This is a genomic window from Solirubrobacter pauli (assembly GCF_003633755.1).
GTDB classification, from domain to species: Bacteria; Actinomycetota; Thermoleophilia; order Solirubrobacterales; family Solirubrobacteraceae; genus Solirubrobacter; species Solirubrobacter pauli.
This window is the reverse complement of the sequence record NZ_RBIL01000002.1, coordinates 853,918-872,098: the sequence shown is the minus strand read 5'-3', so window position 1 is coordinate 872,098 and position 18,181 is coordinate 853,918. Positions and strand designations below refer to the sequence as shown.

General features: G+C 73.2%; 15 protein-coding genes. 9 read left to right on the top strand and 6 right to left on the bottom strand.

Annotated features, from left to right (window positions below; genetic code table 11):
• The first annotated feature begins 161 nt into the window (after positions 1–161).
• The 3 genes from C8N24_RS23840 to C8N24_RS34780 all read left to right on the top strand — a co-directional run bounded on the left by C8N24_RS23840 (position 162) and on the right by C8N24_RS34780 (position 6,575).
• The gene (locus tag C8N24_RS23840) at positions 162–833 is read left to right on the top strand and encodes a GntR family transcriptional regulator (protein ID WP_121254846.1); all 672 of its coding nucleotides are present in this window, start codon (positions 162–164) and stop codon (positions 831–833) included.
• Positions 834–1,023: 190 nt separating this feature from the next.
• The gene (locus tag C8N24_RS23835; protein ID WP_121254844.1) at positions 1,024–4,749 is read left to right on the top strand and encodes an alpha-glucuronidase family glycosyl hydrolase; all 3,726 of its coding nucleotides are present in this window, start codon (positions 1,024–1,026) and stop codon (positions 4,747–4,749) included.
• Between the two features lie 26 nt (positions 4,750–4,775).
• On the top strand, positions 4,776–6,575 hold the full coding sequence (locus tag C8N24_RS34780) for an endo-1,4-beta-xylanase (protein WP_211340128.1): 1,800 nt from the start codon (positions 4,776–4,778) through the stop codon (positions 6,573–6,575).
• On the opposite strand, the gene C8N24_RS23825 is transcribed toward C8N24_RS34780, so the two are convergent.
• The 3 genes from C8N24_RS23825 to C8N24_RS23815 form a co-directional block, all read right to left on the bottom strand.
• Positions 6,572–8,629 carry a putative bifunctional diguanylate cyclase/phosphodiesterase gene (locus C8N24_RS23825; RefSeq protein WP_121254842.1) on the bottom strand — a complete coding sequence of 686 codons (2,058 nt, stop codon included), beginning with the start codon at positions 8,627–8,629 and terminating at the stop codon, positions 6,572–6,574. The two genes, C8N24_RS34780 and C8N24_RS23825, sit on opposite strands and share 4 nt — an antisense overlap.
• The gene (locus C8N24_RS23820) at positions 8,629–9,426 is read right to left on the bottom strand and encodes an alpha/beta fold hydrolase (RefSeq protein ID WP_121254840.1); all 798 of its coding nucleotides are present in this window, start codon (positions 9,424–9,426) and stop codon (positions 8,629–8,631) included. The genes C8N24_RS23825 and C8N24_RS23820 overlap by 1 nt, the downstream gene beginning before the upstream one ends.
• A 68-nt stretch (positions 9,427–9,494) precedes the next feature.
• Positions 9,495–9,788 (bottom strand): hypothetical protein, encoded by a 294-nt coding sequence (locus tag C8N24_RS23815; protein ID WP_147447957.1) that lies wholly within the window; start codon positions 9,786–9,788, stop codon positions 9,495–9,497.
• Between the two features lie 18 nt (positions 9,789–9,806).
• Here C8N24_RS23815 and C8N24_RS23810 point away from each other — a divergent pair, with 18 nt between their 5' ends.
• Positions 9,807–10,397 carry a hypothetical protein gene (locus tag C8N24_RS23810; RefSeq protein ID WP_147447956.1) on the top strand — a complete coding sequence of 197 codons (591 nt, stop codon included), beginning with the start codon at positions 9,807–9,809 and terminating at the stop codon, positions 10,395–10,397.
• A gap of 137 nt (positions 10,398–10,534) precedes the next feature.
• Here the strand turns inward: C8N24_RS23810 and C8N24_RS23805 are convergent, their stop codons facing one another.
• Complete coding sequence (locus tag C8N24_RS23805) at positions 10,535–11,746, bottom strand: hypothetical protein (RefSeq protein WP_121254833.1); 1,212 nt, start codon at positions 11,744–11,746, stop codon at positions 10,535–10,537.
• A 74-nt stretch (positions 11,747–11,820) separates the two neighbouring features.
• Between C8N24_RS23805 and C8N24_RS23800 the strand changes: the two genes are divergently transcribed.
• Positions 11,821–12,165, top strand: a complete 345-nt coding sequence (locus C8N24_RS23800; protein ID WP_170179360.1) for a putative quinol monooxygenase — start codon at positions 11,821–11,823, stop codon at positions 12,163–12,165.
• Between the two features lie 10 nt (positions 12,166–12,175).
• Here the strand turns inward: C8N24_RS23800 and C8N24_RS23795 are convergent, their stop codons facing one another.
• Positions 12,176–12,535 (bottom strand): response regulator, encoded by a 360-nt coding sequence (locus C8N24_RS23795; protein ID WP_170179359.1) that lies wholly within the window; start codon positions 12,533–12,535, stop codon positions 12,176–12,178.
• Positions 12,536–12,669: 134 nt separating this feature from the next.
• Here C8N24_RS23795 and C8N24_RS23790 point away from each other — a divergent pair, with 134 nt between their 5' ends.
• From C8N24_RS23790 to C8N24_RS23775, 4 genes are all read left to right on the top strand, one after another.
• Positions 12,670–13,629 (top strand): alpha/beta hydrolase, encoded by a 960-nt coding sequence (locus C8N24_RS23790; RefSeq protein WP_121254827.1) that lies wholly within the window; start codon positions 12,670–12,672, stop codon positions 13,627–13,629.
• Positions 13,626–14,108 (top strand): Dps family protein, encoded by a 483-nt coding sequence (locus tag C8N24_RS23785; protein ID WP_121254825.1) that lies wholly within the window; start codon positions 13,626–13,628, stop codon positions 14,106–14,108. Before C8N24_RS23790 ends, C8N24_RS23785 begins: the two co-directional genes overlap by 4 nt.
• Positions 14,109–14,231: 123 nt before the next feature.
• A complete protein-coding gene (locus C8N24_RS23780; protein WP_121254823.1) occupies positions 14,232–16,004 on the top strand; it encodes a Vgb family protein in 1,773 nt (590 codons plus the stop codon).
• Positions 16,001–17,695, top strand: coding sequence for a CHASE2 domain-containing protein (locus C8N24_RS23775; RefSeq protein ID WP_170179358.1), 1,695 nt, complete (start codon positions 16,001–16,003; stop codon positions 17,693–17,695). The genes C8N24_RS23780 and C8N24_RS23775 overlap by 4 nt, the downstream gene beginning before the upstream one ends.
• Positions 17,696–17,718: 23 nt before the next feature.
• Here C8N24_RS23775 and C8N24_RS23770 read toward each other — a convergent pair whose 3' ends face one another.
• A complete protein-coding gene (locus tag C8N24_RS23770) occupies positions 17,719–18,177 on the bottom strand; it encodes an SMI1/KNR4 family protein (RefSeq protein WP_121254819.1) in 459 nt (152 codons plus the stop codon).
• Between the last annotated feature and the right edge of the window lie 4 nt (positions 18,178–18,181).

The following is an 18,181-nucleotide window of genomic DNA, read 5'->3' as shown; positions in this document are numbered from 1 at the left end:
ACCGGCGCTCTCCCCGCCGTGTCCGCCGACGCAAAAGGCCCGCATGAGCGGGCCTTCACGGAAAGCTTGTGTCTAACTGTGTGACAGGATAGGGTCTGCCGAGTGGAGGCGTTCTTGACCGAGACGGCCGCGATGTTCACCCCGCGAACGCGGGTGGCCTGATGGGCGGCTTGGCGGTCGCCCCGGTGTCGCTGACCGAGGCCGTCGTGGCGTCGCTGCGGGACAAGATCCTCGACGGCGCGATCGAGCCGGGCGACCCGCTGCCCGAGGCCGACCTCACGCGCGAGTTCGGCGTCGCCCGCCCCACGGTGCGCGCCGCGATCCAGACGCTGTGCCACGAGGGTCTGCTGGTCCGCGAGCGCAACCGCAGCGCCTACGTGCCCCGCATGACGCGCGAGGACGTCGAGGACCTGTTCGTCGTGCGGATCCCGATCGAGTGCCTGATCGTCCGCAACGCGCTGGAACGCGCGGCGCCGCTCGAAGAGGTGCACGCGGCCGTCGCGCGGCTCACGACGCTCACGCCGAGCTCGCCGTGGTCGGAGGTGGTCGACTCCGATCTCGCGTTCCACCAGGCGCTGGCGCGCGCGGCCGGCTCGTCGCGGCTGGAGCGGCTGTACGGCTCGATGACCGGCGAGATCCGCCTGTGCATGTCGCAGCTGCGTCCGTCCTGGAAGTCCCCGATGCACATGTCCGACGAGCACCGCGACCTGCTCGCGATCATCGAGAGCGGTGACACCGACGCTGCGGCGGCGCGGATGACCGCGCACCTGCAGCGCGCGCTCCGGGACCTCACCACGGGCCGGCCCAGCGCGTCCTCGCGCTTCGCCCGCTGACCCGCGCACCACGCGCGCACGTCGTGTACCTGACATGACGACGACATGAGCACTCGTCGACTCGTGTAACCAGAAGCTGTAGAGCGGAATCTCCCTCCCGCACCGAACCGCCGACGGGGCTTGACAGACAGTCATACAGCTTAGATAGTTGTGCGACTGGCCGAACCCGGCCCACGAGAGGGAGAGCTCGATGACAGGGGTATTCCGGCGGCGCGCTGTGGCGCTGTTGGTGCTGTGCGCGGCCGCGTTCGCGGCGCCGTCCACCGCGCAGGCGCAGAGCGACACGTACAACGGCTCGCAGCTCTGGCTGCGCTACGTGCCGATCACCGACGCCGATCGGCTCGCGCAGTACCGCGCGGCGATCACCGGCGTCGCGGTCGAGAACGCCGACGCGAACCCCGTCCACCGCCAGACCGCGAACCTCGCGATGGAGAGCGGCGGCACGGAGAAGCTCTCCCGCACGAGCCTCGAGGCCGCGCGCGAGGAGCTCGTCCGCGGTCTGAGCGGACTGCTGGACCGGCCCGTCCCGGCCGCCGCCGACGGCTCCGTCGTCGTCGGCACGCGCGAGAGCTCGGCCGTCGTGCGCGACGCCATCCCGGCCGCCGACCTGGTCAACGCCGAGGGCTACGTGATCCGCACGGTCGGCAGCCGGACGATCATCGCCGGCCGCACCGAGCTCGGCGCGCTCTACGGCAGCTTCGCCTTCCTGCGGCACCTCCAGACGCTGCAGCCGATCGGCGCGCTCGACGTCGCCTCCTCCCCCAAGATCAAGCACCGCCACCTCAACTACTGGGACACGGAGCGCCTGTACGCGGGCAACAACACCGCGGGCACCGGCGGCCTCAACGGCGAGAACGGCGCGATCTTCAACTTCGCGGCCACCGGTGCCAGCGCGCCGCGCAACCTGCCGCTGATCCTGGACCGCTACGTCGTCATGGCCCGCGCGCTGGCCTCGGTGGGCATCAACGGCATCACGATCAACAACGTCAACGCGAACAACGCGTACCTGACGAGCGCGTACATCGCGCAGGAGGCCGCGCTCGCCGACGCGTTGCGCCCGTACGGCATCCGGCTCGCGCTCTCGGTGCGCTACGACGCGCCGACCGACAACCGCTTCGCGCCCGACACGCTCACCGCCGCGCAGCTGGACCCGTACAGCGCCGAGTTCCGCGGCTGGTGGTCGCGCAAGGCGAACCAGATCAAGCTCGCCATCCCGGACTTCATCGGCTTCACCGTGAAGGCGAACTCGGAGGGCCAGCCCGGCCCGCAGGACTTCGGGGACGATCACGGCGACGGCGCCAACGGGATGGGCGCCGCGCTCGCGCCGCTGGGCATGAAGGTCTTCTGGCGCACCTTCGTCTACAACGCCAACGTCGACAACGACCGGCTGAAGCGACCGATCCTCGAGTTCGATCCGATCGACGAGGAGCCACAGCCCGACGGCACCAAGGGCCGCTTCGCCGACAACGTGTTCCTGCAGACCAAGAACGGCCCGCTGGACTTCCAGTCGCGCGAGCCGCTGCATCCGATGTTCGGCCGGATGGAGCACACCAACCAGGCCATGGAGGTCCAGATCACGCAGGAGTACACCGGCCAGAGCCGGATGCTCACGTACCTGGCGCCGATGTGGGAAGAGGTCCTCAAGACCGACACGGGTGGCGCCGGCCTCGCCGGCGAGGTCGTCGACGGCACCTCGCAGGGCCAGGCGGACACCGCGTTCGTCGGCGTCGCCAACCTCGGCAACTCCGAGAACCTCACCGGCCACCACTTCGGCCAGGCCAACCTGTACGCGTTCGGCCGGCTGGCCTGGGACTGGAAGCTCGGGTCGGAGGCGATCGCGCGCGAGTGGGTGCGGATGACCTGGGGCACGAACCCCGGCGTCGTCGACACCGTGGTGAAGATGATGATGGGCTCCTGGGAGGCGAACGTGAGCTACGAGACGCCGCTCGGCGTCGCGCACCAGTTCCGCTCCAGCGACCACTACGGCCCGATGCCCAACGAGTGGTTCCAGCGCGACGACTGGAGCCCCGTCTACTACAACAAGGCCGACAGCGCCGGGCTCGGGTTCGACCGCTCCCCCACCGGCTCGAACTTCGCCGCGCAGTACTTCTCGCCGCTCAAGGAGCGCTACAGCAGCATCGACACCACGCCCGAGAACCTGCTGATGTGGTTCCACCACGTGCCGTGGGACCGTCGCATGCAGAGCGGCCGGCCGTTCTGGGACGAGCTCGTGTACCGCTACCAGATGGGCGTGCAGTACGTGACGTGGCTGCGCGAGACGTGGGACACGTTGCAGCCGCTGGTCGACGCGCGGCGCTTCGCCGAGGTCAAGGCCAAGCTCGCCCAGCACGAGGCCGACGCGAGCTCGTGGCGTGACACCAGCGTGAACTACTGGCGCGAGTTCAGCGGGCGCCCGAACCCGGTGGACGGTGGCCCGCTGTCGGCCGCGATCACGGTCGGCGGCGTCGAGCGCCGCGGGTTCGACCTGTCGGCCTCCGCGTACACGATCCCGGTCAAGGCGGGCGCGTCGCGCACGATCACGGCGGTCCGCGCGCTGGATCCCGGCGCGCGCGCCGAGATCGTCAGCCAGTCGGCCGACCAGGCCGTCGTGAAGGTCACCAAGACCGACTTCTTCGGTCCGCTGGTCAAGAACTACGTGCTCAACTTCGTGCCGGACACGACCCTGGCCGCGCTGCGGGTCAACCGGCACGCGCTCACGCTCAAGCCCGAGACGCTCAGCTACAACGCGCTCGTCGAGACCGGGGTCGACCAGGTGCCGGTCGTCGACGCGACCGCCGCCGACCCGGCGGCCACCGTGACCGTCGAGCAAGCGCCGACGCGCACCGGCGCCGCGAAGGTCACCGTCGCCAACGGCACGGCGACCGCCGTCTACACGGTCAACCTCGACACGCGGCTGCGTGGCAGCGACGAGTTCGACGGCACCGCGCTCGGCTCGCAGTGGCAGGTGGTGCGTCCCGACGACGCCCGTCGCCGGGTCCAGAACGGCTCGCTCGTCCTCACCTCCCAGGCCGGTGACCTGCAGGGCTCGACGAACACGGCCCGCAACCTCGTGCTGCAGGACGTCAACGGGGATTGGACGACCGAGACCAAGGTCGTCTTCTCCCGCCCGCTCGCGCAGAACAACGAGCAGGCCGGCGTGCTCGCCTACGCCGACGACCAGAACTACGTGAAGGTCGGCTGGGAGATGGCGAGCTCGACGCAGGCCATCAACAAGCTGCGCGTCGTGCTGCTGCGGGAGCAGAACGGCACCGCGACCACGATCCAGGTGACGGGTGCGGACGCCCAGAACATCGTCGGCGCGTCCGGCGCGATCTGGCTGCGGCTCGCCAAGGCCGGCAACGCCTACAAGGCGTACTACTCGTCCGACGGCACGGTCTGGCGCTACTTCGGCGCCACGACGCTCAACGTCGAGCCGGCCAAGGCCGGGCTGTTCGCCTTCAACCGGGCCGGCACCTCGACGGACCTGCAGGCGGCGTTCGACGCCTTCCGGATCACGAGCGCGGGCGAGGTCGTGCCGAGCCTGATCACCGAGACCCCCGGCACCGTGGGCGGCTCGGTGCCGGCGACGCTCGGGCTCTCGCTCGGCGCTCCGGCGACGTTCCCGACGCTGCGTCCGGGCGTTGCGGCCGAGTACACGGCCACCACCACGGCGACGGTCACCTCGAGCGCCGGCGACGCGACGCTCTCGGTCGGCGACCCGGGACGCCTCACCAACGGGGCGTTCTCGTTGCGGGACCCGCTGGGGGTGTCGCTGGCGAAGACCGCGTGGAGCGGGCCGACGAGCAACGAGGCGGTGGCGGTGACGTTCACGCAGCGCATCGCCGCCGACGAGCCGCTGCGCACCGGCACCTACTCGCGGGCGGTCACGTTCACGCTGTCCACGACGGCGCCGTAGTGCCGTCCGAAGGAGGAGAGAGAGGCATGCACCGGTCCTTGGCCGCCGCCGCAACCGCGGCGGCGGCCTTGGCCTGCGCCGCGCCGGCCGCGCAGGCCCAGCAGTTCCCCACCTACAGCAAGGACAAGTGGCTCGGCAGCATCAGCGAGTTCACGCGTCCGCTGTTCAACGAGTACTTCAACCAGATCACGCCGGAGAACGGCGGCAAGTGGGGCGTGGCCGCCAACACGACGCGCACGGGCGCAATGCGCTGGCAGCAGCTCGACACGGCCTACAACTACGCGCAGGCCAACGGCATGAAGTTCAACTTCCACGTGCTGCTGTGGGGCAACCAGCAGCCCACGTGGATGGCGACGCTGCCGCCGGACGAGCAGCTCGTCGAGATCAAGAAGTGGTACGCGGCGGTCGCCGAGCGCTACCCGAAGATCGAATGGCTGCAGGTGGTCAACGAGCCGACCTGGGACCCGCCGGACGGCTCGACGCCGAAGAACGCCGGCGCGAACTTCGCGTCCAGCGGCAACTACGTGCAGGCGCTCGGCGGCGCCGGCGCCTCCGGCTACGACTGGATCCTGAACGCCTTCCGGCTCGCGAAGCAGTACTTCCCGAACACGAAGCTGATGCTCAACGACGTCGCGATCACCGGCCAGACCGCGTCGACCGACGAGTACCTGAAGATCATCAACCTGCTCAAGGCCGAGAACCTGATCGACGTGATCGGGTTGCAGGCGCACGCGTTCGAGTTCATCCCGGACAACCCGAACGTGCCGTCGATCCCGGGCCATCCCTACGACCCGTACGCCTCGATGGCGGTGCACCGGGCCAACCTGGACCGGCTGGCGGCGACGGGCGTGCCGATCCACGTCACCGAGCTCGACCTGGACGGGTTCGCGGTCAACGGCGTCCCTGGGGATGAGATGCAGCTCGCGCACTACCGGCGGGTCGTGCCGACGTTCTGGGACCACCCGCGGGTCGAGGGCATCACGCTCTGGGGCTGGCGGCAGCCCAACCACTGGCGCAACGCCCAGAACGCGCCGATCGTGCTCTCCAACGACACGCCCAAGCCCGCCGCCCTGTGGCTCTACGACTACGTCCGCGGGATCGCCCCGGTGATCGGGGCCGGCCAGGCGTTCACCGTCGCCGACGGCAACGCCAACCGGGTCGGCACCGTGCAGGCGAGCGACTGGGCGTCGAAGATCGGGCGCCCGAACCTGCGCACGTTCACGTGGCGGATCACCGGCGGCAACGAGGCCGGCGTCTTCGCTATCGCCCCCGCCACCGGTGAGCTGACCGTCGCCAAGCCGGAGCGCCTCGACGAGCTGACCACGTACGCGCTCAAGGTGCGCGTGAGCGACGGCTTCCACGAGAGCGCCGAGCAGGACGTGACGGTCACGACCGCGGACCTCGCCAACGTGGTCGACCAGCCGGTCAGCGGCACCGTCGCGGCGACCCTGTCCCTGTCGCTGTCGGGCGCGGTGAGCTTCGGCGCCTTCACGCCGGGCGTCACGCGCGACTACGAGCGCGGCGTGGACGCGACCGTCACCAGCACCGCCGGCGACGCCGCGTTGAGCGTCTCCGACCCGGCCGCCGAGACGCCCGGGCGGTTGCGCAACGGCAGCTTCGCGCTCGCCCGCCCGGTCGAGGCGACGGTGGCCGGCGCGTTCGCGCCGGTCGGTGCCGCACCGCTGACGCTGCACAGCTACTCCGGTCCCGCCAGCCAGGACGTCAAGACGATCCGCCTGCGGCAATCGATCGACGCGTCCGACCCGCTGCGGACCGGCAGCTACGCGAAGACGTTCACGTTCACGTTGTCCACCACGACGCCCTAGGGAGCAGCCAGGCCCCAGTCCCGCACGAACTCGTTCGCGGGCACCGGACGGGAGAAGAGGAAGCCCTGAATCCGCGTGGCGCCGAGCTGCTGGAGCCGCGCGAGCTGGATCTCGGTCTCGACGCCCTCGGCCACGGTGTCGAGGCCGAGCGCTCCGGCCAGGGAGGTGATGGCCGCGACGAAGGCGTCGTCGTCGCGGTCCTCGCCGCCGAGCCCGGTGATGAAGGCGCGGTCGATCTTGAGCGTGTCCACCGGCAGACGGCGCAGCCGGGCGAGCGACGAGGCGCCCGTCCCGAAGTCGTCGAGCAGCAGCCGGACGCCGAGGGCGCGCAGCTCGCACAGCCGGTCGAGCGCCGCCTCGGGCGAGTGCATCAGCATCGACTCGGTCAGCTCCAGCCCGAGGCGGCTGGGGGTGCGGTCGAGGCCGGAGGCGGCGAGTGCGGCGGCGACCTCGTCGACCAGCCCCGGTTGCTCGAGCTGCCGGGCCGACACGTTGACCGTGACGCCGACGTGGTCGGCCACCTGGCCCGCGGCGCGCCACGCCGCCAGCTGCCGGCAGGCCGTGTCGAGCACGTGCCGTCCGATCTCGAGGATCAGCCCGCAGTCCTCGGCGACCGGGACGAACACGCCAGGCGAGACGAGCCCTCGCGTCGGGTGCTCCCAGCGGACCAGGGCCTCCATCGACCGCAGCGTGCCGTCGGCGGCGGCGACGATCGGCTGGTAGTGGACGATCAGCTCGTCGTTGTCGAGGGCGGTGCGCAGGTCCTGCTCCACGCGGGCCCGCTCGCGGACGCGCTCGCGCATCGTGTGGTCGAAGCGGATCGGATGGTCCGCCGCGCTGCGCTTGGCGGCCATCAGCGCCACGTCGGCGTCGCTGAGCACGCGCTCGGCGTCCTCCGCGCCGGAGTCGACGGCGACGACCCCGACGCTGGCGCGGACGTAGACCTCGCCGTCGGACGCGGTCACCGGATCGGCGAAGGTGGCCTGGAGCCGGCCGGCGACGAGGTCGCTCTCGTCCTCGGAAGCGAGGTCGGCGTAGACGACGATGAACTCGTCGCCGCCCGCGCGGGCGACGAGGTCCGTCTCGCGGATCGCGCCGGACAGGCGCGCCGCGACGAGCCGCAGGACCTCGTTGCCGACCGCGTGCCCGCGCGTGTCGTTGATCGTCTTGAAGTTGTCGAGGCCGACGGCGACGACGGCGAAGTGCTCGTCGTACCGGCGGGCGCGGGCGATCAGGTAGGCGAGCCGCTCGGACAGCATCAGCCAGTTCGGCAAGCCGGTCAGCGGGTCGTGCACCGCCTGGTGGCGCATCTGCGCGAACAGGTCCGCGCGCCACACGGCGGTCGCGCCGGCGGCGGCGCACGCGTCGAGGAACGCGCGGTCGTCGACGGTCAGCTCGCGGTCGGCGGCGAAGGTGATCGTGAGCGTGCCGATCCGGCGGCCGCTGACGTCGAGCGGCAGCTCGTGCGCCGTCGTGGACCCCGCGGTTGGGATCAGCTCCTCGCGCTGGTGGAGCGTGGTGCCGTCGAGGCTGACGCTGCAGCGCTCGGGGGCGACCGCGTCGAACACGCCGTCCACCAGGGCCGCGGCGACCGAGTCCAGGCCGACCGCCGCCGACAGCGCGGTCGACAGGCGCTGCAGGCGCTCGACCCGCTCGCGGGCCTCCCGCTCGACGTCACGGGCGGCGAGCAGCTCGCGCTCGTAGCGACGGCGGTCGCTGGCGTCGAACACGCTCGCGCGGACGCTGTCGCCGACCTGGACGGCGCTGAGCAGGACCGGCAGGCGGCTGCGGTCGGCGCGCACGAGGTCGACCGGCATCTCGCGCAGCTCGCCGGCGAGGTCCAGGCGCGGCCGCCAGTGCGTCTCCGCGTACAGCCGCGAGCCGGGCGTCATCAGGGATTGCAGGCGCTGGCCGACGACCTCCTCGCCGCTGCGGCCGAGCGAGCGCACGAACGTCCGGTTGGCGCGGGTGATCGTCCCGTCGGCGGTCATCGAGACGTAACCGCAGGGAGCGTCCTCGTAGAGCTCCTCGAGTGACGGCTCGTCGGTCGGCATCACGCGTCCAGGTAGGCGCGGATCGCGGCGATCGTCTCCTGCGGAGCGCTCAGGTGCGGGCAGTGGCCGGAGGCGTCGAGCAGCACGAACGTGCTCTGCGGCAGGTGCGCGTGCACGTACTCACCGACCGGGATCGGGGCGATGACGTCGTCCCGGCACTGCAGGATCAGGGCGGGTGTGGTCGATCGCGGGAGGTCGGCGCGGTTGTCGGACGTGAACGTCACGCGCGCGAAGTGGCGGGCGGTCGTCTGGTCCGAGCGGCAGAACGACGCGGTCAGCTCCTCCCCCAGCTCCGGGGCGTCCGGGCGGCCCATGATCGCGGGCGCCATGACGCTCGACCAGCCGAGGTAGTCCGTCTCCATGTTCTCGAGCAGGCCGTCGATGTCCTCGCGCGTGAACCCGCCGACGTAGTCCTCGTCGTCGATGTAGCGCGGGGACGGGCCGATCAGGACCAGCTGGGCGAATCGCTCGGGTGCGAGGTTGGCCGCCAGCACGCCGATCATCGCGCTCACCGAGTGGCCGACGAAGACGATGTCGGTGAGGTCGAGCTCGAGGCAGACCTCGACGATGTCGCGGGCGTAGGCCGTCAGGTTGGCGTAGCGCGCCGGGGTGAAGCCGGACGCGTCCGAGCCGCCCGCGCCGACATGGTCGAGCAGCACGACGCGGTGCGTGGTCTCGAACGCCGGCGCGACGCGGCGCCACATGCCCTGGTCGCAGCCGAAGCCGTGCACGAGCACCATCGGCGGGCCGTCGGGGTTTCCGCTGATCTGGACGTGGTTGCGACGGCTCGCGCTCATGCCCGTGAATTCGGCACGCGGGCGCGACGCTCCCAGCGCGGCGTCACCAAGCTGACGGCGAGGTCCGCTTAGTCGCGTACGCGCTGCAGCTCGCCCAGCAGCCCTCTGAGCGACGCGGCGTACGCCGGCATCGGGTCGGCCAGCCGCAGGCCGTCGCCGTCGTCGGTCAGCAGCCCGATCCGCGTGAAGCCCGCGACGTGCTCGTCGATGCCGCCGTGCGGGCTCACCTCGGCGGCCCGCGCGAGCGCCGCCTTCGACCAGCGCCGGCCCGGCTCGGCGAACAGCGCTTCGAGCGCGAGCCGGCGCGGACGCGACCCGAACAGCCAGTCGCGATCCGTCAACGCCTTTCTCCCGCGAGCCATGTAGAATTCATTTCTACCATGGCGCAGACGACTTCGGACCCGAACCGCCGACCGCACGCGATGCGCGTGATCACGGGCGGCCGCTCCGCCGTCGCCGAGTCCCGCGACGAGGCGCTCGAGTTCGTGGTGAGCACGCGCGCCGGCGACCGGCTCGAGCCGTGGGCGCTGCCGTCCTCCCCGGCAGTCACCCGCGTGCTCGAGCAGGCCGCCGGCGCGGGGCTCGACCCCGAGCTCGCCGTCCGTCTCTGCGTCGAGCACGCGCTGGTGCGCGCGACGCTGTGCGCGGTCCGCGTCGACCCGCGCCTGGTCGACGGCCTCGCCTCCGGCCAGCGCTTCGAGCAGCGCGCGGACGACCGCGACGCGGCCTACGCGCGCCGACTGACGCTCACGGCCGCACGCGCCGAGCGGCCGGCCGCGCCGTCGACCGTCGGCCTCCCACTGCGCCTCGCGGGGCAGCTCGCCGACACCGACCTGCCCGCACTGCTCCGGGACGCGGACGTCGAGCAGGCCCGCGCCTGGGAGCTGGCCGCCCTGGCGGACGGCCGCACCATGAGCGAGTGGGCGCCGCTCGCCGCCCTGCGCGCGCAGTCGGCGCGCCTACGCGCCTAGCCCGGCAACGACGCTCGGGCGACGCCGCGCGTACGCCCCGCGCCGCGAAACGCCCGCGCGCCGCGCGCCTCCGCGCCGCTCGCGCCCACGCCACCCACGCCACTCGCCCCGCTGGCGGCGCGGCGCGCGGCGTGCGCCTAGCCCTCGTCTGCGAGGTCTTCGCCGGCGCGGAAGGCGCGCGCCGCACGGGCGACGGCGGTCCAGCCGACCGGCAGGTCGCTCAAGCCGAGCGGACGGCGCAGGCGGTTCGCGCGTTCGACGCGGGCGGCCAGGCGCTGCTCGTCGATGGCCGGGGCCATGAAGGTGGCGTCGCGGGCTTCGTCGGTGAGGCAGGCCGTGTTGTGGGCGACGATCGCGCGGCGGCCGGTGGGCGGTGCGCCCGCGGCGTGGTGGCCGCAGCCGCACGGCTGAAGCGCGAACAGGCGGGTGCGGATGGCGGCGTACGCCGGGCCGAGCGGCAGCGTGCCGAGGATGGCCGGGTGGTAGATGGCGATGCCGACGCCGGTGTCGTCGGCGCGCTCGATCGGGACCGGCGGGAAGGCCGGGCGCATGCCGTGCAGGCCGGCGCAGGTGGCGGCCACGCCGCTCGCCAGCAGCGCGACGTGGGCGCCGGTCGCGCCGTTGACGGCCACCGGGCGGCCCGTGCGCTCCTGCAGGCCGAGGGCCAGCCGGGTGATGCCTTCGAGCTGGCGGGCCGAGGCGCCGCCGTTGACGATCACCACCCAGTAGCCCTCCACGGGCAGGTCGGCGTAGGCGTCGACGAGCGCCTCGGCGGCGGCGCCGACATGGCGGCCGCGCACCGCGAGGGTGGCGAACAGCGTGCGCGGCGGACCGTCCGGGCGGTCCGGCGGCGGCCGCCAGCCCTGCCGTTGCTCCCACGCGGCCGCGGTGGCGTGCGCGAACGCGAGCTCCTGCGCGCGGCCCGCGGCGGCCTCCGTGCCCAGGACGTGGGCCGGCGTGGTGACGAGCGTCGCGCGGCCGAGGAGCTGCGCTTCCAGGAACGCCTCGGCGTACGCGTCGATCGACGTGTCCGACAGGCGCGCGGCGTCAGGGTCCAGCGGCGTCCGCAGCGCGTACGGCAGCCGGGCGAACGCGCCGCCGCGGTCGGCCGGTGGCAGCTGGTTCAGCCAGGCCTGCCCCGGCAGGACGACGCCCATGCCGAGTGCGTGCGCCCGCTCGACGACGCCGGCCTCGTTCGCCGCGTGCTTGAGCGGGAGCGCGAGCGCGTTGCTGACCGAGCGGTCCAGCGCCTCGAGGTCCACCCCGCCGCGGTACCCCGTCCAGAGCACGAGCGAGCGACGCTCGAGGCTGGGGTGGCGCGGCGCGTACGAGTCGCGATCCTGACTCATCCACGAAGGGTCGCAAGCGGACCGGACGGCTCGCCGGCGACGCGCGCCGGAGGGCCGTGGCCTACGATCCGCCGGTGCCCGAGTCTGTCCTCGCCATCACCCGGATCCACGGCCTCGCCGGCCGCCGCGACGAGCTGCGCGCGCTGATGCAGGCGACCGAGCGCGCGGTCGCGCAGGAGGCCGGCTGCCGCACGTACCGCTTCGCCGCGATGCTCGACGATCCCGACGAGTACGTGCACGTGCAGGAATGGGCCGACGAGGCCGCGTGGGTCGCACACCAGCGCTCGACCGCGTTCCGGGACTACCAGCAGGCGCTGTTCGACCTGCTCGCGCGGCCCTCGGACATGGAGGTCCACCGCGGGGCGACGCGCTCGCGACCCGAGCCGTCGGGCCTGCCGGACCCGCGCGCGCTGGACTAGTACCGGGACGCTAGGCCAGACCGGCGAGGAGGTCGGTGCCCTCGCCCGGGAGGTCGTGCTTGCGGACGAAGCCGCAGGCGCCGTGACGTACGGCGTCCTCGGCGGTCGTGGCGTCGGGGTCCGAGGAGGTCAGCAGCACCCGCGGGCTGCACGGCAGCGCCGACAGCTGCCCCGCCAGCATCACGCCGTCGCCGTCCGGGAGGCCGCAGTCGAGCAGGATCGCGTCCGGCTCGAGCTGGGCGGCGAAGACGGCGCCGTCGGCCGCGGTGCCCGCTTCACCGATCACGTCGAGGCCCGACGCGTCCAGCACCGCACGAGCCAGCGAGCGAAATCTCGCGTCATCGTCGATGAGGAGGACTCGTACTGACATGCGCATGTTCACCGTAGTTCTCGGAGGGCCTACCCACCTGTCCGGCTAGCCGTACCTTCGTGTCCGGCTGGTGGCGGCGACTGTCAGGCCCGCACGTCTGGCCGGGGCCCTGAGCGAGCGGAAGAGTTCCGGCCATGGCTTCTCTCTCCGCCGACAAGACCTCCACGCCGGTCGTCCTCGAGCCCGCCGCGCAGGCGTTCGCCGAGGCGACCGCGAACCCGCCGTACCTCTACGAGCTGGCCCCCGCCGAGGGCCGCAAGGTCGTCGACGACACGCAGGCCGGCCCGATCGACAAGCCCGCGGTCGACGACGAGTGGATCACCGCCAGCGGCGTCAAGACCCGGATCGTGCGCCCGGCCGGCGCCACCGGCGTGCTGCCGGTGATCCTCTACATCCACGGCGCCGGCTGGGTGTTCGGCAACGCGCACACGCACGACCGGCTCGTGCGCGAGCTCGCCGTGGGCACGGGCGCCGCGGTCGTCTTCCCCGAGTACGACCTCTCCCCCGAAGCGCGCTATCCCGTCGCGATCGAGCAGGAGTACGCGGTCGCCCGGTGGATCGTGAGCGACGGCGCGACCAAGGGCCTCGACGCCGCGCGCCTCGTGATCGCCGGCGACTCGGTCGGCGGCAACATGGCCGCGGCGCTCACGCTGATGGCCAAGCAGCGCGGCGACGTCGACTTCAAGGCGCAGGCGCTCTTCTACCCGGTGACCGACGCGAGCTTCGACACGGACTCCTACCACCAGTTCGCCGAGGGCTACTGGCTGCGGCGCGACGCCATGCTCTGGTTCTGGGACCAGTACACGACCGATCCGGACGAGCGTGCGGAGATCACCGCGTCCCCGCTGCGCGCGACGGCCGAGGACCTGGCGGGCCTGCCGAAGGCGCTCGTGATCAACGGCGAGGCGGACGTCCTGCGCGACGAGGGCGAGGCCTACGCGCGCAACCTGCGCGCCGCCGGGGTCGACGTCACCGCCACCCGCTACGGCGGCGCGATCCACGACTTCATGATGGTCAACGCGCTGCGCGAGACCAACGCCGCGGGCGCGGCGATCGCGCAGGCCGTCGCGTTCCTGAAGGAGGCGCTGGCATGAGCACGCTGAGCACCGACCACCATCCCACGCTGCGCCACGCCGACCGCGAGGCGATCGGCGTCGAGCTGCAGGCCGTCCTCGCGATCCTCACCGACCTCGCGCTGACGGGCAAGCACGCGCACTGGAACGTGCAGGGGCCGAGCTTCCGCGCGCTGCACCTGCAGCTGGACGAGCTCGTCGACGCCTGGCGGGAAGCCGCGGACACCGTGGCCGAGCGCGCGGTCGCGCTCGGCCACGCGCCCGACGGCCGGATCGCGACGATCGCGGATCAGACGCCACTGCCGGTGCTCGAGGCGGGCCCGCAGCTCGACCGCGAGCTGCTCGTCGCCCTCACCCGCATCCTCACGGAGGCGATCGGCGCGATCCGCGAGCGGATGGACCGGCTCGAGGACGTCGACACCGTCACCGCGGACCTCCTCCACGGCGTGGTCGCGACGCTCGAGGAGCAGACCTGGATGATTCGCGCCCAGACCGCCTAGCGCGGCCGGACATTCGGCCAGAACCCCTCACCGGCGACGAGGGTCAGGTACGGTCAACGCCCCACCACGCAGGGATTTCGATCGGCCGGAAAGACGTGTGACGGAGGGGTCAAGGACACGACCATGCGCCCCCTCCGCCACCTCCTCGCGCTCCTCGCCCTGCTCGTGATGGCGCCCGCCGCTGCGGCCCAGCCGCAGGTGACGCCGATCCACGGGCTGGGCGGCGCGCCCGACGCGCTCGTCGCCGGCCCGGACGGCGCGATCTGGGCCTCGCTGCCGGCCGATCCCGGCCGGATCGCGCGGATCACGACCGCGGGGAGCGTCGTCTACGCGGGTGCGGGCGGGCTCGGCGGGTTCCCGCCGAACGGGCGGCCGTCCGGCGTGACGAGCCTGAACGGCGCGCTGTGGTTCGCGCTCGCGGACGGGCTCGCGCGTCTGCGGCCGGGCACGCCGGTCGTGACCGTCGCGCCGAAGGCCGGCCGGCCGACGTCTCTGACCCCCGGCGCCGACGGGGCGCTGTGGATGACCGCCGGCGCCGCGATCGCTCGGCTGACGCCCGACGCGCTCGAGCTCTCCTACCCGGTCGCGGGTGAGACGCGGGCGATCACCGCGGCGCCGGACGGCGCGCTGTGGTTCGCCGAGGGCAGCCGGCTGGGTCGCATCACGACGGCGGGGGCGTTGACGTACCGCCCGGTGGCGGGCGCGTCGCCCACCGCGCTCGCGGCCGACGCCACCGGAGCGATCTGGTACGCGCAGGGCACCGTCGTGCACCGGCTCGACGATCCCGAGGCCTACGCCGTGGGCACGCCGGTCACCGCGCTGACCAGCGGGCCGGACGGTGCGCTGTGGGCGGCCGTGGACGGCGGCGTCGCGCGCATCGTCCCCGGGCAGCCGATCACCGTCATCGACCTGGTGGCCGGCGCACGCGCGCTCACGGCCGGGCCTGACGGCCACGTGTGGGTCGCGCTCGACCGTGCGCCGTACCTGATCAAGCTCTCGGTCCCGCCCGCCGTGTCCGGCGTCGCGGTGGCCGACGGCGCGCTGACCGGCACCGTCAACACCAACGGCCTGGAAGCGGTCGTGGCCGTCGAGGTGCGCGACGCCGGCGGCGCTTGGCGCGCGCACGCGCGCACCGAGCTGTACGGCACCACCTCCGCCCGGACGGTGCGCCTGGCGCTTCCCGAGCTGGCGCCGGGTGAGCACGCCGTGCGGCTGACGGCCACCAGCGCCGCCGGCAGCACGGCTTCCGCCCCGTTCACGGTCGGTGAGCGGGCCGTCGTCCCCGACCCCACCCCCACCGCCACGCCGCTGCCGAACGTCAGCCCCACACCCACCGCCGCCCCGGACGTCCCCGCCCCCGGTCCGGTCGAGGGCAGGACCGTCGCGGTCGAGGTCGTCAGCGGCACGGTCGGCTACCGGGCGCCGGACGCGAAGACGTACACGCAGCTCACCGGCACGGCGGTGCTCCCGCTGGGCGTGCTGCTGGACACCACCGACGGCCGGGTCCGCGTCAGCGCGCAGGTCGACGGCGCCACGCAGCGTGGGACGTTCAACGGCGGCAAGTTCAGCGTCACCCAGACCACCACCGGCATGACCGAGCTCGCGCTCGCCGGCCCGCTCGCCTGCAGCGCGCGCGAGCGCGCGACGGCGTCCACGCTGGCGAAGAAGAAAAAGAAGAAGCGCAGCCTGTGGGGCAAGGACAGCGGCGGCTCGTTCCGCACGCGCGGGAACGGCAGCGTCGCGACCGTCCGCGGCACCGAGTGGCGCACCGAGGACACGTGCGCGGGCACGACCGTCTACGTGCGTGAGGGCGCGGTCTCGGTATGGCCGCGCCGCGGCGGCCGCTCGACGCTCGTCCGCGCCGGACAACGACGGTTCTCGCCGCGCCCCGGATGACCCGGCTCGCCAAGGTCGCGGGCGCCCTCGTCGCGGTGGTCGCCCTCGTCGCCGCGCTCACGCCGGCGCTCGAACGCGCGGAGACGACGACGATCGACATGCGCTTCGGCGTCCGCGGCACGCAGCCGGTGTCCGGCCTCGTGGTCGTCGGGATCGACGAGCGCTCGTTCACCGAGCTCGACGAGCAGTGGCCGTTCCCGCGCTCGCTGCACGCGCGCATGGTCGACCGCCTGCGCGAGGCCGGTGCCCGCCAGATCGTCTACGACGTCCAGTTCACCGAGCCGTCCGAGGATCCCGACGAGGACCTCGCGCTCTACGACGCGATCGGCCGCGCCCAGCGCGTGATCCTCGCCACCGGGGAAGTCGACGACGACGGGCGCACGCGCGTCCTCGGCGGCGACGAGAACCTGGCGCGGGCCGGTGGCGCCCGCGCCGCCGCGAGCACGTTCCCGACCGACCCCGGCGGCGCGATCCGCCGCTACGCGCGCGAGGACACGCGGCTGCCGACCATCCCCGCGCTCGTCGGCGAGCGGCTCGGCGCGCCCGTGCGCGACGAGCGCGCGCTGATCGACTTCCGCGGGCCGACCGGCACGATCCCGACGTACTCGTTCGCGGACGTGCTCGAAGGGGACGCGTCAGCGCTGCGCGGCAAGATCGTCGTCGTCGGCGCGACCGCCCCCGCGCTGCAGGACGTGCACCCGACGTCCGCGCCGGGCGGCCGCCAGATGCCGGGCGCCGAGATCCAGGCGAACGCGATCTGGACCGCGCTGCACGGCAACCCGCTGCGCGCGATCCCCGGCTGGGTGGCGTTCGTGCTCGCGGTCGCGCTCGCCGCGGTCGCCGCCGTGGCCGTGCGCTTCCTCGGCCCGCTGCGCGGCAGCGCGGTCGCCGTCGGCGCCGGGCTGCTGTACGCCGTCGCCGCGCAGCTCGCGTTCAGCGCCGGGACGGTGCTCACGGTCGCCGTGCCACTGGTGGCGCTCGCCCTGACGCTGGCGGTCTCGCTGCTCGTGCGCGCCGTCGCCGAGCGCTCCGCCCGCGCGCGGGTGAGCCGGTACAACGCCGAGCTGGAGGCCGCCGTCCACGCGCGCACGAAGGACCTGGCGGCCACCCAGCTGGAGGTGGTCGCCCGCCTGGCGCGCGCCGCCGAGCTCCACGACGACGACACCGGCGAGCACATCGACCGGATGAGCCGCATGTGCGGCGAGGTCGCGCTCGAGCTCGGCCTGCCACCCACCCGCGCCGAGACGATCCGCTACGCGGCGGTCCTGCACGACGTCGGCAAGATCGGGGTGCCCGACGAGATCCTGCGCAAGCCCGCCCGCCTGACCGACGACGAGATGACGACGATGCGCCGGCACGTCATCGAGGGCGCACTGCTGCTCGACGGCTCACCCTCCCCCGTCCTGCAGATCGCCCAGATCATCGTCGACACCCACCACGAGCGCTGGGACGGCACCGGCTACCCGAATGGCCTGGCCGGCGACGCGATCCCGCTGGAAGGCCGGATCGCGGCGGTCTGCGACGTCTTCGACGCGCTCACCCACGAGCGCCCCTACAAGGAGGCCTGGAGCGTCGAGCGCGCGTGCGAGGAGGTCGAGCGCCTGCGCGGGACGCACTTCGACCCGGCTGTGGCCGACGCGCTCCTGGCCGTGGTGCGCCGGCGCGCGGGCGCCGGCGCGGTCACGGTCTGACGCCCGGCCGCGGCCTCGTCAGCTCAGGTGCCCTCGTCGAGGTCGAGCTCCTCGCGCACGACGTACTCGAGCCAATCGACGAACGTCGCACCCAAGAGCTCGCCAGAGCCGTCGAGCGACACCTCCCGGACCGGACCGTCCCGGTCACCGGTGACCGTCTGCACTTCGAGCGTCAGATCGTCCCAGGACGCGAGCACGAGCTCGTCGGGCCCGATCCGGCCCGCAGCTCGTGCCTGGAGCGTGTGCGCCACGACGCTGAGGGTCTCCGCCTCGCTGGAGAGGTCGATGCCGTAGATCCGGCAGGTCCCCACCTCGGCGGCTCCGAACTGCTCGAGGAAGGCCCGGTACTCGTCCGCGAAGCGAAGCTGCAGTGCCTGCTCTGCCGCAGAGGGCGCCCCCGGTGGGGGCGCCCCGATCACGGACACCAGGCCCGGCGCACGTTCGGAGCACGCGCGCAGCAGCTCGGCGGCGGTCAGCGGCATGGCC

Excerpts from the sequence above, each read along its gene's own strand:
- C8N24_RS23840 (WP_121254846.1), top strand. The coding sequence starts at position 162 with ATGGGCGGCTTGGCGGTCGCCCCGGTGTCGCTGACCGAGGCCGTCGTG.
- C8N24_RS23780 (WP_121254823.1), top strand. The coding sequence starts at position 14,232 with ATGCGCCCCCTCCGCCACCTCCTCGCGCTCCTCGCCCTGCTCGTGATG.
- C8N24_RS23805 (WP_121254833.1), bottom strand. The coding sequence starts at position 11,746 with ATGAGTCAGGATCGCGACTCGTACGCGCCGCGCCACCCCAGCCTCGAG.
- C8N24_RS23795 (WP_170179359.1), bottom strand. The coding sequence starts at position 12,535 with ATGTCAGTACGAGTCCTCCTCATCGACGATGACGCGAGATTTCGCTCG.
- C8N24_RS23790 (WP_121254827.1), top strand. The coding sequence starts at position 12,670 with ATGGCTTCTCTCTCCGCCGACAAGACCTCCACGCCGGTCGTCCTCGAG.
- C8N24_RS23825 (WP_121254842.1), bottom strand. The coding sequence starts at position 8,629 with ATGCCGACCGACGAGCCGTCACTCGAGGAGCTCTACGAGGACGCTCCC.
- C8N24_RS23810 (WP_147447956.1), top strand. The coding sequence starts at position 9,807 with ATGGCGCAGACGACTTCGGACCCGAACCGCCGACCGCACGCGATGCGC.
- C8N24_RS23815 (WP_147447957.1), bottom strand. The coding sequence starts at position 9,788 with ATGGCTCGCGGGAGAAAGGCGTTGACGGATCGCGACTGGCTGTTCGGG.
- C8N24_RS23775 (WP_170179358.1), top strand. The coding sequence starts at position 16,001 with ATGACCCGGCTCGCCAAGGTCGCGGGCGCCCTCGTCGCGGTGGTCGCC.
- C8N24_RS23820 (WP_121254840.1), bottom strand. The coding sequence starts at position 9,426 with ATGAGCGCGAGCCGTCGCAACCACGTCCAGATCAGCGGAAACCCCGAC.
- C8N24_RS23785 (WP_121254825.1), top strand. The coding sequence starts at position 13,626 with ATGAGCACGCTGAGCACCGACCACCATCCCACGCTGCGCCACGCCGAC.
- C8N24_RS34780 (WP_211340128.1), top strand. The coding sequence starts at position 4,776 with ATGCACCGGTCCTTGGCCGCCGCCGCAACCGCGGCGGCGGCCTTGGCC.
- C8N24_RS23835 (WP_121254844.1), top strand. The coding sequence starts at position 1,024 with ATGACAGGGGTATTCCGGCGGCGCGCTGTGGCGCTGTTGGTGCTGTGC.
- C8N24_RS23770 (WP_121254819.1), bottom strand. The coding sequence starts at position 18,177 with ATGCCGCTGACCGCCGCCGAGCTGCTGCGCGCGTGCTCCGAACGTGCG.